General features: G+C 35.8%; 20 protein-coding genes. 12 read left to right on the forward strand and 8 right to left on the reverse strand.

Going from position 1 to position 15,144, the window contains the following annotated elements; genetic code table 11:
* The coding region (locus tag ACYVEC_RS08370; RefSeq protein ID WP_460506137.1) for an exosporium leader peptide-containing protein at window positions 1-219 on the reverse strand (219 nt) is incomplete at its 3' end.
* 165 nt (window positions 220-384) lie between these two features.
* Here ACYVEC_RS08370 and ACYVEC_RS08375 point away from each other — a divergent pair.
* The 10 genes from ACYVEC_RS08375 (at window position 385) to ACYVEC_RS08420 (ending at window position 8,405) form a co-directional block, all read left to right on the forward strand.
* Window positions 385-1,482 carry a glycosyltransferase gene (locus tag ACYVEC_RS08375; RefSeq protein WP_063224596.1) on the forward strand — a complete coding sequence of 366 codons (1,098 nt, stop codon included), beginning with the start codon at window positions 385-387 and terminating at the stop codon, window positions 1,480-1,482.
* A 140-nt stretch (window positions 1,483-1,622) separates the two neighbouring features.
* Window positions 1,623-2,312 (forward strand): class I SAM-dependent methyltransferase, encoded by a 690-nt coding sequence (locus ACYVEC_RS08380; RefSeq protein WP_063224595.1) that lies wholly within the window; start codon window positions 1,623-1,625, stop codon window positions 2,310-2,312.
* Window positions 2,309-2,995: a glycosyltransferase family protein gene (locus ACYVEC_RS08385; protein WP_001271201.1), complete on the forward strand. Its 687-nt coding sequence runs from the start codon at window positions 2,309-2,311 to the stop codon at window positions 2,993-2,995. Before ACYVEC_RS08380 ends, ACYVEC_RS08385 begins: the two co-directional genes overlap by 4 nt.
* Window positions 2,996-3,007: 12 nt before the next feature.
* Window positions 3,008-3,688, forward strand: coding sequence for a glycosyltransferase family protein (locus ACYVEC_RS08390; RefSeq protein WP_000654997.1), 681 nt, complete (start codon window positions 3,008-3,010; stop codon window positions 3,686-3,688).
* 14 nt (window positions 3,689-3,702) lie between these two features.
* A complete protein-coding gene (locus ACYVEC_RS08395; protein WP_336448295.1) occupies window positions 3,703-4,440 on the forward strand; it encodes a sugar phosphate nucleotidyltransferase in 738 nt (245 codons plus the stop codon).
* 8 nt (window positions 4,441-4,448) lie between these two features.
* The gene (gene rfbC, locus ACYVEC_RS08400; RefSeq protein ID WP_063224594.1) at window positions 4,449-4,994 is read left to right on the forward strand and encodes a dTDP-4-dehydrorhamnose 3,5-epimerase; all 546 of its coding nucleotides are present in this window, start codon (window positions 4,449-4,451) and stop codon (window positions 4,992-4,994) included.
* A 15-nt stretch (window positions 4,995-5,009) separates the two neighbouring features.
* Entirely contained in the window at window positions 5,010-5,978 is a 969-nt protein-coding gene (gene rfbB, locus ACYVEC_RS08405; RefSeq protein WP_063224593.1) for a dTDP-glucose 4,6-dehydratase, read from the forward strand.
* A gap of 11 nt (window positions 5,979-5,989) precedes the next feature.
* A complete protein-coding gene (rfbD, locus tag ACYVEC_RS08410) occupies window positions 5,990-6,844 on the forward strand; it encodes a dTDP-4-dehydrorhamnose reductase (RefSeq protein WP_199677676.1) in 855 nt (284 codons plus the stop codon).
* A gap of 109 nt (window positions 6,845-6,953) precedes the next feature.
* Window positions 6,954-7,724: an enoyl-ACP reductase FabI gene (fabI, locus tag ACYVEC_RS08415; protein ID WP_000421885.1), complete on the forward strand. Its 771-nt coding sequence runs from the start codon at window positions 6,954-6,956 to the stop codon at window positions 7,722-7,724.
* A gap of 141 nt (window positions 7,725-7,865) precedes the next feature.
* Window positions 7,866-8,405: a spore coat CotO family protein gene (locus ACYVEC_RS08420; protein ID WP_063224591.1), complete on the forward strand. Its 540-nt coding sequence runs from the start codon at window positions 7,866-7,868 to the stop codon at window positions 8,403-8,405.
* 55 nt (window positions 8,406-8,460) lie between these two features.
* On the opposite strand, the gene ACYVEC_RS08425 is transcribed toward ACYVEC_RS08420, so the two are convergent.
* Window positions 8,461-8,919, reverse strand: a complete 459-nt coding sequence (locus tag ACYVEC_RS08425) for a CotY/CotZ family spore coat protein (protein WP_063224590.1) — start codon at window positions 8,917-8,919, stop codon at window positions 8,461-8,463.
* Between the two features lie 125 nt (window positions 8,920-9,044).
* Here ACYVEC_RS08425 and ACYVEC_RS08430 point away from each other — a divergent pair, with 125 nt between their 5' ends.
* A complete protein-coding gene (locus ACYVEC_RS08430) occupies window positions 9,045-9,404 on the forward strand; it encodes a DUF1360 domain-containing protein (protein WP_063224589.1) in 360 nt (119 codons plus the stop codon).
* Between the two features lie 101 nt (window positions 9,405-9,505).
* Window positions 9,506-9,691, forward strand: a complete 186-nt coding sequence (locus ACYVEC_RS08435) for a hypothetical protein (protein WP_063224588.1) — start codon at window positions 9,506-9,508, stop codon at window positions 9,689-9,691.
* A 77-nt stretch (window positions 9,692-9,768) separates the two neighbouring features.
* Here ACYVEC_RS08435 and exsF read toward each other — a convergent pair whose 3' ends face one another.
* From exsF to ACYVEC_RS08465, 6 genes are all read right to left on the reverse strand, one after another.
* Complete coding sequence (gene exsF, locus ACYVEC_RS08440; RefSeq protein WP_063224587.1) at window positions 9,769-10,272, reverse strand: exosporium protein ExsF; 504 nt, start codon at window positions 10,270-10,272, stop codon at window positions 9,769-9,771.
* Between the two features lie 167 nt (window positions 10,273-10,439).
* Complete coding sequence (gene cotY / locus ACYVEC_RS08445; RefSeq protein ID WP_063224586.1) at window positions 10,440-10,910, reverse strand: spore coat protein CotY; 471 nt, start codon at window positions 10,908-10,910, stop codon at window positions 10,440-10,442.
* Window positions 10,911-11,052: 142 nt separating this feature from the next.
* Window positions 11,053-13,119: an ATP-dependent helicase gene (locus tag ACYVEC_RS08450; protein WP_063224585.1), complete on the reverse strand. Its 2,067-nt coding sequence runs from the start codon at window positions 13,117-13,119 to the stop codon at window positions 11,053-11,055.
* Between the two features lie 99 nt (window positions 13,120-13,218).
* Window positions 13,219-13,641 (reverse strand): GNAT family N-acetyltransferase, encoded by a 423-nt coding sequence (locus ACYVEC_RS08455; RefSeq protein ID WP_242250983.1) that lies wholly within the window; start codon window positions 13,639-13,641, stop codon window positions 13,219-13,221.
* Between the two features lies 1 nt (window position 13,642).
* On the reverse strand, window positions 13,643-14,161 hold the full coding sequence (locus tag ACYVEC_RS08460) for a YjcG family protein (protein ID WP_063224583.1): 519 nt from the start codon (window positions 14,159-14,161) through the stop codon (window positions 13,643-13,645).
* Between the two features lie 92 nt (window positions 14,162-14,253).
* Complete coding sequence (locus ACYVEC_RS08465) at window positions 14,254-14,985, reverse strand: alpha/beta hydrolase (RefSeq protein ID WP_063224582.1); 732 nt, start codon at window positions 14,983-14,985, stop codon at window positions 14,254-14,256.
* Between the last annotated feature and the right edge of the window lie 159 nt (window positions 14,986-15,144).

Raw genomic sequence — 15,144 nt, forward strand, 5'->3', positions numbered from 1 at the left:
AGTAGCGCCAGTGTCACCAGTAGGTCCAGTCGGCCCAGTAGGCCCAGTTGGTACAGTTGGCCCAGTCGGCCCAGTCGGCCCAGTAGGTCCAGTAGGTCCGGTAGGAAGGGTAAACGGTGGTATTGGTGGTAATGTTGGTCCTACAAGATTAGGGTCAAATGCACTAGCTGATAAAGATTCATCGGGATTCAATCCATCTGAATAATTATTATTTGACATAAATTCACCTCCATAAAGCGTTCATTATATAGTAGATGCAAAACCGGAAGAAAATGACACGGACATTTGAATTATTGAAAAGAAATCTTAAACTGCTTGTGCAAGTTAAAAAAGTGGAAAGTTTATTGTATGTATAACATATGATTGATTTGGAAGAGGGTGATTATGTTGAACAAGCAAGGAATTACAATTAGTTTATGTATGATTGTTCGAGATGAGGAAGATACAATAGGTCGATGTTTAGATGCAGTCGAAAAAATTGTTGATGAAATTATTATAGTTGATACAGGTTCTATTGATCGAACGAAAGAAATTGTAGCTCAATATACCTCTAACATATATGACTTTCCATGGATTAATGATTTTGCGGCAGCGAGAAATTTTTCTTTTTCAAAAGCAACGCAAGAGTATATATTGTGGCTAGATGCAGATGACGTATTATTAGAAGATGCTCAAGAAGCATTGAAACTCTTAAAAAGAGAATTAGATCCTAAAATTGATGCTGTTTCGATGCCTTATCATCTTGCAATGGATTCTAACGGGAAACCTTTATATTGTACAAAAAGAAATCGACTTGTAAAGCGTGAAAAACAATTTCAATGGTTTGGAAAGGTTCATGAGTATTTAGCTATTTCTGGTGAAACTTTTAGTAGTAATGTTGCTATTACACATAAAAAAGAAAAAAAGGTAACAAATCGTAATTTGAAAATTTTTCAAAATGCTGTAGCAGCTGGAGAAGAATTGAGTCCGAGAGATTTATTTTATTACGCAAATGAATCTATGGATAACCAAAAATATGATGATGCAGTTATTCTATATGAAACATTCCTTAATCAAGACGAAGGATGGTATGAAGAGAAAATTTATGCATGTGGCAAGTTAGGAGATTGCTATGCAAAGATTGGAATGTGGGAGAAGGCAGTTGAATCTTGCGTGAAGTCGTTTCGGTATGATGTCCCTAGAGGAGAGAATTGTACAAGAATAGGATATATATATATGGAACAACAAAAATATAATGAAGCGATATTTTGGTTTAAACTTGCAACAGAAGTACCAATGGCAACGGAGAGTCCATTTCATAGTCCAGCGAGCTACACATGGCTTCCCTATTTACAAATGTGTATTTGTTATAGCAAGTTAGGAGAGCAAGACAAAGCTTATTATTACAACGAATTAGCAGCTGCTTATGTTCCAAATAATGCTGCAATCGAATATAACCGCAAATATTTTCGGGATGTTTTTGATAAACAATATAAAGTGTAATAAGTTTCGTTTTGTTAGAAATGGTTTATCGTTATTCTAACTCTAATAGATTGGTTATATATTAGTGTATCAGAAATGGAACCAATATTAGGTGAATGAGATTTATATTTCAAATTCAATTTGCATAAGGAGTGTGTAAAATGAATCGTGAAAAAAGTTCTCTATATGAAGAAAAGTCCGAGCATTATTACAATGCAGCGAATCCGAATTTATTAAAGCACATAAAAAAGGAATGGAAAGAAGTTCTTGATATTGGTTGCTCGGGCGGTGCATTGGGAGCAGCTATAAAAGAAAATGGCACACGTGTATCTGGAATTGAGGCATTCCCAGAGGCGGCAGAAAAAGCAAAAGAAAGACTTGATCATGTGATTTTAGGGGATATAGAAAAAATAGATCTTCCTTATGAGGAGGAGCAATTTGATTGCGTCATATTTGGGGATGTATTAGAGCATTTATTTGATCCTTGGGCTGTAATAGAAAAAGTAAAGCCATATATAAAAGAAAATGGTGTAATTTTAGCAAGTATACCAAACGTTGCTCATATTTCAGTATTAGCGCCGTTACTTGCTGGAAATTGGACGTATACAGAATATGGTTTATTAGATAAAACGCATATTCGTTTCTTTACATTTAATGAAATGCTCCGAATGTTTTTAAAAGCAGGATATTCGATTAGTAAAGTAGATCGTGTATATATTGATCATAAAATGTATGAACCGTTAATTGAGGAGTTATATGGAATTTGTAAGAAATATCGTCTTGGAAGTGGCTTCATGGCTGAGACGGTCGTATTTCAGTATATTATTGAAGCAGAAAAATCGCAGTTATGAGTGCTGCTGAAAAAACAATATTATTTGTTACGTGTATAAATGATCGGAAAATGTATGCACAGTGCGTGCGGCATATATTGAGATTGGGAGTGCCTCCAGGATATATTGTACAATTTATGCCAATTCGGAATGCGAAAAGTATGACGAGCGGATATAATCAAGCGCTTTCGCATCCAGCGAAATATAAAGTATATATACACCAAGATGTTTTCATTATGAATGTGGCATTTTTATATGGATTACTTCAATTATTTAACGAACATGAACATCTTGGAATGATTGGAATGATTGGAGCCCAATATGTTCCTCCAAACGGGATATGGAATGAAGGCAGAGGAGTTGTTGGGAAAGTAATTGGTTATATGAACGATTTATTTTATATGGCAACTCAAGAACAGCCGTACCATGAGTCAAAAACATTTATGCCTGTGGAATGTATCGACGGTTTATTGATGGCAACGCAATACGATATTCCGTGGCGAGAAGACTTGTTTGATGGGTTTGACTATTATGATGTATCTCAGTCATTTGAATTTAGAAAAGCTGGCTATACAGTTGGGGTTCCTGTACAACGTGATGCGTGGTGCATTCACTATCATATTGATGTGAATATGACCAACTATGACAAGTATAGAAAGATATTTGTGGAGAACTATATGTCAGATGTAAATCAAGACGAATAGAGGGGCTACAAAATGAAGGATCGTACAATATTAGTTGTTGTTTGTGTAAATAATGAAGAGCTATTTGAACAATGCGAGAGACAAATAAGAAATCTTTTTGTTCCCCCTGATTATGTCGTACAAATTTTTCCGATACGAGATGCAAAAAGTATGGCAAGTGCATATAACCGAGCACTTTCATATCCCGCGAAGTATAAGGTTTATATACATCAGGATACTTATCTTATTAATCGAGAGATGTTTTATACACTTATTTCTCTTTTTAAAGATAACGAAAAACTTGGTTTAATTGGGGTAGCTGGTGCACAGTTTTTACCGAGTAACGGGATATGGTGGGAAGGGAAAAATTTAGTAGGAAAAGTGATTGAGTATAGAAGACGGAATTATCAATTATTAAATTTAGATCAGGGGTTTTATGGAAGCCAATCTTTTATGTCGGTGCAGGCAATTGATGGCCTATTCATGGCAACGCAGTATGATATTCCGTGGCGAGAAGATTTGTTTCAAGGGTTCCACTTTTATGATGTATCACAGTCTTTAGAGTTTCAAAGGGCTGGTTATTTAATTGGTATCCCAAATCAATCAAATTTATGGTGTATTCATTATAACGGAGATGAATTTGATGCGGATACATATGAGAAAGATCGAAAAGTGTTTGTAGAACAGTATAAAGATATATTATCTCCATCATAAGGGAGAGATGCAGAGTGAAAGGGATTATTTTAGCAGGCGGTACTGGATCGAGGCTATATCCAATAACGAAAGTAACGAATAAACATTTGCTTCCTGTTGGACGTTATCCAATGATTTATCATGCGGTATATAAGCTAAAACAATGCGAAATTACAGATATTATGATTATTACAGGTAAAGAGCATATGGGAGATGTTGTTAGTTTTTTAGGAAGCGGTCAAGAGTTTGGGGTGTCCTTTACGTATCGTGTGCAAGATAAGGCTGGCGGAATTGCACAAGCATTAGGGCTTTGTGAGGATTTCGTTGGGAAAGATCGTATGGTAGTTATATTAGGGGATAATATCTTTTCAGATGACATTCGTCCGTACGTGGAAGAGTTTGCAAATCAAAAAGAAGGTGCGAAAGTACTGCTGCAATCTGTAGATGATCCGGAGAGATTTGGCGTGGCGCATATTCAAAACCGAAAAATAATTGAAATTGAAGAAAAGCCGAAAGAGCCGAAAAGTTCCTATGCAGTTACAGGAATTTATTTGTATGACCCGAAAGTCTTTTCTTATATAAAAGAATTAAAACCTTCCGCAAGGGGAGAACTTGAAATTACAGATATTAATAATTGGTATTTAAAGCGAGGGGTACTTACTTATAATGAAATGAGTGGTTGGTGGACTGATGCGGGAACTCATGTTTCTCTTCAAAGGGCGAATACGTTAGCGCGGGATATAAACTTTGGTAAACAGTTTAACGGAGAATAGGTGAGAATATGAAAGTTCTAGAAACAAACTTTACCGACGCAAAATTGTTGGAACCGAGGTTATTTGGAGATGAGCGTGGCTTTTTTACTGAAAGTTATAATAAGAAGGTGCTAGAAACATTAGGGGTTACGTATTCATTTGTACAGGATAATATTTCTTATTCAACAGAAGCGGGAACGATTCGGGGATTACACTTTCAAAAAAATCCGAAAGCACAAACGAAACTTATTCAAGTTATGCAAGGGGCAATCTATGATGTTATCGTTGATTTACGAAAAGATTCACCAACGTTTAAACAGTGGAGAGGATATATTTTAAGTGCGGATAATCATCGGCAATTATTAGTGCCAAAAGGATTTGCACATGGTTTTTGTACACTTGTTCCGCATACTATTGTTATGTATAAAGTAGATGAGTATTATAGTGCCGATCATGACTCAGGGGTAATTTGGGACGATAAAGAATTAGCAATTCCATGGCCGGTAACAAGTCCTATTTTGTCTGATAAAGATCGAATATTACCGTTACTTCAGGAATATGAAGATAGCTTTTGAGTAGGAGAGTTGCTTATGAATATATTAGTAACAGGTGGGGCCGGATTTATTGGAAGTAATTTTATTCATTACATGTTACAAAGCTATGAAACACATAAGATTATTAATTTTGATGCATTAACATATAGTGGAAACTTAAATAATGTAAAGTCTATTCAAGATCATCCGAATTACTATTTTGTAAAAGGGGAAATTCAAAATGGAGAGCTGCTGGAATATGTTATTAAGGAACGTGACGTGCAAGTAATTGTAAATTTCGCAGCTGAATCACATGTGGACCGTAGTATTGAGAATCCGATTCCTTTTTATGATACAAATGTAATTGGGACAGTCACCTTATTAGAATTAGTAAAAAAATATCCACATATTAAACTCGTGCAAGTATCAACAGATGAGGTGTACGGCTCGTTAGGTAAGATAGGTAGATTTACCGAGGAAACCCCGTTAGCTCCAAATAGTCCATATTCTTCAAGCAAAGCGAGCGCCGACATGATAGCTTTATCTTATTATAAAACATATCAATTACCAGTTATAGTAACGCGTTGCTCCAATAACTATGGGCCGTATCAATATCCTGAAAAATTAATTCCGTTAATGATTACGAATGCGCTGGAAGGAAAAAAATTACCGTTATATGGTGATGGATTAAATGTAAGAGATTGGTTACATGTAACGGATCATTGTAGTGCGATTGACGTTGTTCTGCATGAGGGGCGTATAGGAGAAGTATATAATATAGGTGGAAATAATGAAAAAACAAATATAGATGTTGTGGAACAAATCATTACTCTCTTAGGAAAAACGAAAAAAGATATTGAATATGTGACAGACCGTTTAGGACACGATCGTCGTTATGCGATTGATGCAGAGAAAATGAAGAATGAATTTGATTGGGAACCGAAGTATACGTTTGAGCAAGGATTACAAGAAACAGTGCAATGGTATGAGAAGAATAAGGAATGGTGGAAACCATTAAAACAGTAAGGGGCATATAAATGAAAGAGCGGGTTATCATAACAGGAGCAAATGGTCAATTAGGAAAGCAACTACAAGAAGAGTTAAATCCTGAAGAATATGACATATATCCATTTGATAAAAAGTTACTAGATATAACAAATATATCCCGAATGCAGCAAGTGGTACAAGAAATAAGGCCACATATAATTATTCATTGTGCGGCGTATACGAAGGTTGATCATGCTGAGAAAGAACAAGATCTAGCTTATAGAATCAATGCAATAGGAGCTCGAAATGTAGCGGTTTCTTCACAATTAGTAGGAGCGAAGTTAGTTTATATTAGTACTGATTATGTATTTCAGGGCGATAGACCGGAGGGATACGATGAATTTCATAATCCGGCGCCGATCAATATATACGGAGCTTCTAAGTATGCGGGAGAGCAGTTTGTCAAAGAGTTACATAATAAATACTTTATCGTTCGTACATCGTGGTTATATGGTAAGTATGGAAATAATTTTGTGAAAACGATGATGCGATTAGGTAAAGAAAGAGCGGAAGTATCTGTTGTAGCGGATCAAATCGGTTCTCCTACTTATGTGGCGGATTTAAATGTAATGATTAATAAGCTCATTCATACTTCTTTATACGGTACGTATCATGTATCAAATAGAGGTTCATGTTCTTGGTTTGAATTTGCCCAAAAAATATTTTCGTATGCAAAAATGAAAGTGAATGTATTACCTGTTTCAACCGAAGAATTTGGGGCGGCAGCAGCGCGGCCAAAATATTCTATTTTCCAACATAACATGCTACGATTAAATGGTTTTTTACAAATGCCTTCTTGGGAGGAAGGATTAGAGCGGTTTTTTATAGAAACAAAAAGTCATTAACAAAATTTACGTTAATGACTTTTTTGTTTGCCTTTAAGAGGTTTTATGGTACTATAATTATAGTATCAGGTACTAATAACAAGTATAAGTATTTCTGGGAGGATATATCATGGAACTATTACAAGGGAAAACATTTGTTGTTATGGGCGTTGCGAACCAAAGAAGTATTGCGTGGGGAATTGCTCGCTCTTTGCATAATGCAGGTGCAAAATTAATCTTCACATATGCAGGAGAACGTTTAGAGAGAAACGTTCGTGAATTAGCGGATACATTAGAAGGACAAGAATCACTTGTATTACCTTGTGATGTAACAAATGATGAAGAACTTACAGCTTGTTTTGAAACAATCAAGCAAGAAGTTGGTACAATTCACGGTGTTGCACACTGTATTGCTTTTGCAAATCGTGACGATTTAAAAGGTGAATTTGTAGATACTTCTCGCGATGGATTTTTACTTGCACAAAATATTAGTGCATTCTCTTTAACAGCTGTAGCAAGAGAAGCGAAGAAAGTAATGACAGAAGGCGGAAATATTTTAACGTTAACATATCTTGGCGGCGAGCGCGTTGTGAAAAATTATAACGTTATGGGTGTTGCGAAAGCTTCATTAGAAGCGAGCGTGAAATATTTAGCAAATGATTTAGGTCAACATGGCATTCGCGTTAACGCTATCTCTGCAGGACCAATTCGTACGTTATCTGCAAAAGGTGTAGGCGACTTTAACTCAATCTTAAGAGAAATTGAGGAACGCGCACCACTTCGTCGTACAACAACTCCAGAAGAAGTTGGGGATACGGCAGTATTCTTATTCAGTGATTTAGCACGCGGCGTAACAGGAGAAAACATTCACGTTGATTCAGGGTATCATATCCTAGGATAAATATAATATTAATTTTTAAAGGACAATCTCTACATGTTGAGATTGTCCTTTTTATTTGTTCTTAGAAAGAACGATTTTTAACGAAAGTTCTTACCACGTTATGAATATAACTATAATAGTACACGATTTATACAGCTACGTATGGAAGTGGGAGGGACGAGTGTGAAGAATAAAAATAAAAGTTCAACAGTTGGAAAACCGTTGTTATATATTGCACAAGTAAATTTGGAACTTGCTGCACCGAAAATAAAAAGAATTATTTTAACAAACTTTGAAAATGAGGATCGGAAAGAGGAAAGTAATGGAAATGAAAATGTTGTAAGTAGTGCTGTGGAAGAGGTAATAGAACAAGAACAGGAACAACAAGAAGAGCAGCAAGTAGAAGAAAAAATAGAAGAAGAGGAACAAGTACAAGAACAAGTACAGAAAGAGCCAGTGAGAACTGTTCCGTATAATAAATCATTTAAGGACATGAATAATGAAGAGAAAATTCATTTTTTATTAAATCGCCCTCATTACATTCCGAAAGTAAGGTGCAGAATAAAAACGGCTACAGTCTCATATGTTGGATCAATCATATCGTATCGTAGTGGAATTGTAGCTATTATGCCGCCAAATAGTATGAGAGATATTAGGTTATCTATAGAAGACATCAAATCGATTGATATGGCCGGTTTTTAAATATGTAAAGGTGGTAGAAAGCTTCTACCACCCCAATAGTTTTTTAGTTTACTTGTTAAATAGTAACATCGCGTAAGCACTGAATAGCACAGAAGCAGTTTAAATCAACAGTAATGCAAGTAGATGTTGATATTAATCTTGCATTTGGTACATTTAAAAACGTACAGATTGGATCGTTATCAATTGGTACAGGGGATCCATCACCTAATACTACAGTTAACACACGTAGCACAGCACAGCTATCATCATCTACACTCTCAACGCGGAAAATTGGAGATCTGCAGCTAGTAAGACTTCCTGATGGTGCAAATGCTTGAAAAGGGTCTCCAGTTTTTGTGTATACAATAAAAGGGCGTGTATTTGCTACTGATGTAGTGTTATGAGCTCCTAAAAATGGAATTTCACAACCAGAACCACATGTTGAACTAGAACAATCTTGTAATTCATTGATGAATTTTACAACGTCAACTACACAATGAGAAGAGCTATGGTGTTTATTTTCGTTACAACTCATTAATGTCACTCCTTATCTTCTTGTTTGTATTTACATTAATAAGATATTGGAGTCGAGGAGATTTGGTCACAATCTCAAGACCTTTTTTTTTAAATAGGCGAAAGAAGATAAGGGAAGGTGGAATTATGCTGTTTACAAGCTGGCTTTTATTTTTTATTTTCGCGTTAGCTGCTTTTAGGCTCACTCGTTTAATTGTTTATGATAAAATTACAGCTTTTTTGCGAAGACCATTTATTGATGAGTTAGAGGTTACAGAGCCGGATGGGAGTGTATCAACGTTTACAAAAGTAAAAGGGAAAGGATTAAGAAAGTGGATTGGCGAATTATTAAGTTGTTATTGGTGTACAGGTGTATGGGTTAGTGCTTTTTTATTAGTTTTATATAATTGGATTCCTATCGTTGCAGAACCGTTACTTGCATTATTAGCTATTGCAGGAGCCGCAGCAATCATTGAAACGATTACAGGATATTTTATGGGAGAATAGTATATTTACATAATACGAGAAAAAGCGGAGTTTAAAAGAATGAGGGAACGGAAATAAAGAGTTGTTCATATAGTAAATAGACAGAATTGACAGTAGAGGAGATGTTTGCTGTGAGCAATAATCCAAGGCAAAATTCATATGACCTGCAGCAATGGTATCATATACAGCAACAACACCAATTGCAACAACAGGCATATCAAGAACAATTGCAACAACAAGGATTTGTAAAGAAAAAAGGATGTAATTGTGGGAAAAAGAAGAATACAATAAAACACTATGAAGAATGAAACACTCATGTTACTGTGAGTGTTTTTTATTATACATATAAAAAGCGGTATTTCTAGTGAAGAAATACCGCTTTTTACTAGCTAATTTGTGCAACTGTTAATGCTGCCGCACGGATGTCTACAGTTCCAATCAATTCAACTGGTACAATTTGAACTAAGTCACCAGGGTTTAAGTTAATAAGAATAACACCACTGGATACGTCTACTTCACCAGTACCAATAACGTTAGAACGAACCGCTGTACCTGATCCAGGAATAATGTTAGCTGGTGTATTTAATGATAAGAAGAAACGACCAGCTTCTGGTGCAACAGGTGCGTTATCAAGACTAATTGTTAATGTATAACTGATTTGATAAATACCAGCTCGTAGAATTCGGATACCATCTCCAACACTTACTGTATCATTTATTACAGGAACAGTAATATTGGGGTTTGGACTTACACTAGGTAATAGTAATGGTGTAAATAGTGAAGCGAACTGAGGTGCAGAAGCGTTGAAAGCAAAACCGAAGGCAGGTAGTGAACTAGCCGGTTTTGCCTCGCAATCGATTTTCGTAAATTCGCAATCAGAAGAGTACATGTTTTTCACTCCTTTATCTGTTTCTACTTTCAGTTAATGAAAAGGACAGGTTCTATGTTCTAGACAAGTTCCCAATTTTATAAAAAATACATAATAATACCTTTTAAGCATGGATTGGGTGGCAGAGAATTCTGCCACCCAATCCATGCTTAACTCATTATTTAGTTTTAAATTGTAACATCACGCAAGCATTGAATAGCGCAGAAGCAGCTTAAATCAACAGTAAGGCAAATAGATGTCGATATTAACCTTGCATTTGGTACATTTAAAAACGTACAAATTGGATCGTTATCAATTGGGACAGGGGAACCATCACCCAGTACTACAGTTAATGCACGTAACACAGCACAATCATCATCATCAATGCTTTCAACACGGAAAATTGGAGTTCTACAGCTAGTAAGACTTCCTGATGGTGCAAATGCTTGAAAAGGATCTCCAGTTTTTGTGTATAAAATAAAAGGACGTGTATTCGCTACTGATGCAGTGTTATGTGCTCCTAAAAATGGAACTTCGCAACCAGATCCGCATGTTGTAGTTGCGCATTCTTGTAATTCATGTATAAAACGAACGACATTTGATACACAGTTGAAATCACAATCATGGTGATGATGGTCTTCGTTACAATTGCAGCTCATTATGTTCACTCCTTATCCTGAGTTCTGACATACACTATTACAATATGAGTGAGATATGGTTGATATTACGTTAATTCTTACGATAAAAGCAGGGAATTTATATAGTAGAGATGTACATAATGCAATATAAAAAAAGACATCCTTATTTAGTGGATGTCTTTTCAGATAAATCTTTTCGCACTGTATATAAAAAACGAGATATATCTAATTTTTTTCCTCTGAAAAATTGCGGAGAGGAAATGTAAAGTTCTTCTTTCGCACGTGTAATTGCGACATAAAGTAGTCGGCGTTCTTCTTCTAACGCTTCAGAAGTCTCTGTAACACGATCATTTGCATCTTTTAAAGAAGAAGTATGGGGTAGAATACCATCGCTCGCTCCAAGTAAAAAGACGCATGGAAATTCAAGGCCTTTTGCGTTATGGATAGACATAAGCGAAACAGCATCTTTTTGCGGCATTGTTTTTAATGCTTCCATTTCCTTTTGACCTTGAATTGCTTCACCAATAAATTGTAAATAAGCTGGAATATCGGTGAAACGATTTGCGGACTCCATTAATTCTTCTAACATTTCTTCTTGTATATCTTTATGCATCGTAAAGGAAGAACGATCGTTACTTTGTAAGTACTCTAAATACTTTCCTTTACCATGAATAATTTCTTTTAATGCTTTTTTCGGTTCTAATTCTTTAATAAATTTAATAAAATCGATACGCTCATTTACCTTTTTCACTTGAAAAGGCTTCAAGCTTGGATTTAATAGTAAGAAATGAAGAAGAGAAGGAAAACGACCTTCACCATATTTCCATTGTTCACGTTCAATAAATGAAATACAATCATCACGCCCGATATACATCGTTGGCAATATGTTTGAAAGGGATTCTAATCGAAACGGCTCAATCACCAGTCTTAAATGGTCTAATACAGGCTTAATTAAAGAATGTTCATAAAATGACTGACTCGCACCGTGCTTAATAAATGGGATTTTATGAATTGTAAGCTGATCGAGTAACGAACGGCTTACAGAATGTGTGCGATACAGTAAACAAAAATCTTTATAGTTTCGTTCACCGCTATCTACCTTTTCTTGAATGAGCTGTAAAATTTGGTTTGCTTCATCAAGAGTCGTAGCCGGTCTTGCGTAAAAAGGTTGTACACCTTCTTCGCGCACAGAATATAGCTCTTTATCAAAACGCTCTTGATTTAGTTTGATAACTTCATTTCCAAGTCCGACGATAAAAGGATTGGATCGATAATTCGTATTAAGTGCGATAATCGTAGTGTTATCAAATTCTTTTGGAAAAGATAAAATAATTTGGTGACTTGCTCCTCGCCAGCCATATATCGCCTGGTCGTCATCACCTGCGATAAACAAATTATTTCTTGGCGAAGCTAACAATTTTACAATTTCATATTGTGCATACGATGTATCTTGGAACTCATCTACTTCAATATAGTGGAAACGTTGTTGTAATTGAGTAAGCAAAGGAGCATTATTTTCTAACATATAATATGTTTCTAATAAGATGTCATCGAAATCGATATAATTATATCGTTGTTTCACTTCTTCAAAACGCTCATATACTTCTTTAAATTCTTGTTCAACGGGTGTTTTTGCTTTTACATCTTTCGGACGATTCAATTTGTTTTTCTCAAGTGAAATCATCGCGAGCATCGTTTCAGCATCATAATCATCTTTTAAACGTAACTCTTTTAAAATTTTCTTTATCATAATTTGTTTATGTTTTTCGTTTGCTAAAATTTGCTGATTATATCCTTGACTACGAAGCAATTTTAAAAAGACAGAGTGGAACGTACCAGCAACAACGTAGCTACTTGCCGCATGATTCATACCCGGTAAATTCGCTACACGATTTCGGATTTCTTCAGCCGCTTTTTGTGTAAATGTAAGCAATAAAATATTTCGCGGATGAACTTGTTTTACATTTACTAAATAACCTACGCGGGTTGTTAAAACAGATGTTTTTCCGCTTCCAGCACCAGCCAATGTAAGAACAGGACCTTCTGTCGTTCGGACGGCCTCTAACTGTTTTTCGTTTAAAAATACATTTTGCTGTTCGAGCGCGCGGAAATACGCCGCATCTGCATCTTCTTCCATAATTAAATGGGTAGATGTTTTCGGAATATGATATGTTGCACGTGGAATATCAGCGTGCGTTAATGATTTTTGTGAAAATTTTTCTTGTGTCATATATTCACCTTCAAAACTATAGCATCAACATTTAACTTTAGCGGAAGAAAAAGAAAATAGCAATGTAAAAAACAGGAGGGGATACCTCCTGTTTTCAAATTACAATTCTTTTATCATAACGATGTGAGGAATATTTGCTTCCATAAATACATCAGAATTCGTTACATATCCAAGTTTTTTATAGAAGTCTTCAGCATGTGTTTGGGCATGCAGCTTCAATTTTGGTAGCGAGTGTTCCTTCGCATGTGCTTCAAGTGCATCCATAATAATTTTTCCAATGCCTTTTTTGCGATGGGAAGCTAGTACACAAATACGCTCCATTTTTCCAATGCCATCAATGGTGCGAAAACGACCAGCACCAACGGGAATATCATTATCGTATATAACAACGTGTATCGAAGTTTCTTCAAACTCATCATACTCTTCTTCGGCAGAAACTTGTTGTTCATTCACAAATACTTGCTTACGTACAGAGAATGCATCTCTTAGTTGTTCGTCTGTTTGTACGATCTGTGCGTGCAAATTAGTTGTTCCCCTTTCCAAGGCGGAATGTTTCATGTACAGTCCATGTCCCATTTTCTAATTGATATAGAAGATGGAAGCGATCAATTGGTTGTTCATAATAGAAATCTTTCATACGTAATCGACCTAATACATCAGCATGCTCTGCATCTGATAGGCCTTGTCCAATTGTTAAATGAGGTACGAAAGCGTATTCGCGTTCTTGTGTGAAGAATTCGCTATGCATTTCCTCATTTAAGAAAGTAAGTTCAGGTGTTTTTTCTACTTTAAAATAAAGAACATTATTAACAGGTGCGAATGAACCAACTTTTCCGACATGAAGGGTGAAAGGGTTCGTTTTACTTGCGATTGTATGTAACTCGTTTACAATCGATTCTAGTTGATCATCCTGCGTCTCAAAGGGTGTTTTCAATGTAATATGTGGCGGAACTAATGCGTAGTGCGGATCATAACGTTTACGCAATCCGTTCGCTTTATCTTGAATCATTTTAGATGGAAAAATTACAATGCCTAATTTCATGTTCCAATTCCTCCCTTTGTAAGTCTAGTTAGATTTTGAGAAAATAACTCTCTTAACCTATTATATCAAATTATTCTGAATACTGCTCTCTATTATTTCATTGATAGCATACGAGAGAAAGCTTTCGGTAAATCAGTTTGCCAATATTTCCACGTATGATTACCTTCAAACTCCTCGTAATGCGTGATGAAATTTCTATCTGTCAGAAGTGTATTGAGCTCACGGTTCGGTTGTACGAAATCAGATACTTGCCCATCAGTGCGCTTTACAGCTGTTTCTTCTGTCCCAATGACGTGATAAAGCTCTAGTGCCTCTGGATTTTTGAAGTCTTTTGCTAAGGTCATCACTGTTTCGTCCACAAATGGTGATTGCATAACGACTTTACCGAATGTATGCGGATACATAAGTGCAGTCATAAAGGAAACTGTTCCGCCAAGAGAATCACCAATTAACACACGACCTTTTCCCATTTGGTACGTTGGATAATTTTCATCAATATATGGTGCAAGTTCATGAGCAAGGAAACGAATATATGCAGCATTTTTCACTTCATTTGGAAAATATTTTTCTTTACGATCATGTACATTTTTATATGGAATACCGACAATAATTGTACGGTCAATTTCTTCGGTTTCACGAAGGCGCTCAATTACACGGTGCGCTTTACCGAGCTGAAAATAATCTCTACCATCTTGTGCAATTACAACTGTATGTTTGTGCAGTGGTGTGTAATTTACTGGTAAATAAACGAGAAGTGTAACGTCTTCTTGAAGTGATGCGCTATAAAATGAAATTTCTTCAATTCTCCCTATTGTTTGACTCATGTAGATCCCCCTAAATAAAAATTTACTGTAACGATTGTAAGAGCGACGCTTGTAGTGAAAAGGAAAGAAATATTCACTAATTGGTGCCTTAATTTTTATTTTACCATAATGGTACGAAGAATCTAAAAAATTAGTATTTAAGTTACGAAAGAAAACGGA

It is taken from the genome of Bacillus sp. MN7755 (genome assembly GCF_054771475.1).

Coding starts and splice junctions, on each gene's coding strand:
- ACYVEC_RS08375 (WP_063224596.1), top strand. CDS start 385: ATGTTGAACAAGCAAGGAATTACAATTAGTTTATGTATGATTGTTCGA.
- ACYVEC_RS08380 (WP_063224595.1), top strand. CDS start 1,623: ATGAATCGTGAAAAAAGTTCTCTATATGAAGAAAAGTCCGAGCATTAT.
- ACYVEC_RS08385 (WP_001271201.1), top strand. CDS start 2,309: ATGAGTGCTGCTGAAAAAACAATATTATTTGTTACGTGTATAAATGAT.
- ACYVEC_RS08390 (WP_000654997.1), top strand. CDS start 3,008: ATGAAGGATCGTACAATATTAGTTGTTGTTTGTGTAAATAATGAAGAG.
- rfbC (WP_063224594.1), top strand. CDS start 4,449: ATGAAAGTTCTAGAAACAAACTTTACCGACGCAAAATTGTTGGAACCG.
- rfbB (WP_063224593.1), top strand. CDS start 5,010: ATGAATATATTAGTAACAGGTGGGGCCGGATTTATTGGAAGTAATTTT.
- rfbD (WP_199677676.1), top strand. CDS start 5,990: ATGAAAGAGCGGGTTATCATAACAGGAGCAAATGGTCAATTAGGAAAG.
- fabI (WP_000421885.1), top strand. CDS start 6,954: ATGGAACTATTACAAGGGAAAACATTTGTTGTTATGGGCGTTGCGAAC.
- ACYVEC_RS08420 (WP_063224591.1), top strand. CDS start 7,866: ATGGAAGTGGGAGGGACGAGTGTGAAGAATAAAAATAAAAGTTCAACA.
- ACYVEC_RS08425 (WP_063224590.1), bottom strand. CDS start 8,919: ATGAGTTGTAACGAAAATAAACACCATAGCTCTTCTCATTGTGTAGTT.
- ACYVEC_RS08430 (WP_063224589.1), top strand. CDS start 9,045: ATGCTGTTTACAAGCTGGCTTTTATTTTTTATTTTCGCGTTAGCTGCT.
- ACYVEC_RS08435 (WP_063224588.1), top strand. CDS start 9,506: ATGTTTGCTGTGAGCAATAATCCAAGGCAAAATTCATATGACCTGCAG.
- exsF (WP_063224587.1), bottom strand. CDS start 10,272: ATGTACTCTTCTGATTGCGAATTTACGAAAATCGATTGCGAGGCAAAA.
- cotY (WP_063224586.1), bottom strand. CDS start 10,910: ATGAGCTGCAATTGTAACGAAGACCATCATCACCATGATTGTGATTTC.
- ACYVEC_RS08450 (WP_063224585.1), bottom strand. CDS start 13,119: ATGACACAAGAAAAATTTTCACAAAAATCATTAACGCACGCTGATATT.
- ACYVEC_RS08460 (WP_063224583.1), bottom strand. CDS start 14,161: ATGAAATTAGGCATTGTAATTTTTCCATCTAAAATGATTCAAGATAAA.
- ACYVEC_RS08465 (WP_063224582.1), bottom strand. CDS start 14,985: ATGAGTCAAACAATAGGGAGAATTGAAGAAATTTCATTTTATAGCGCA.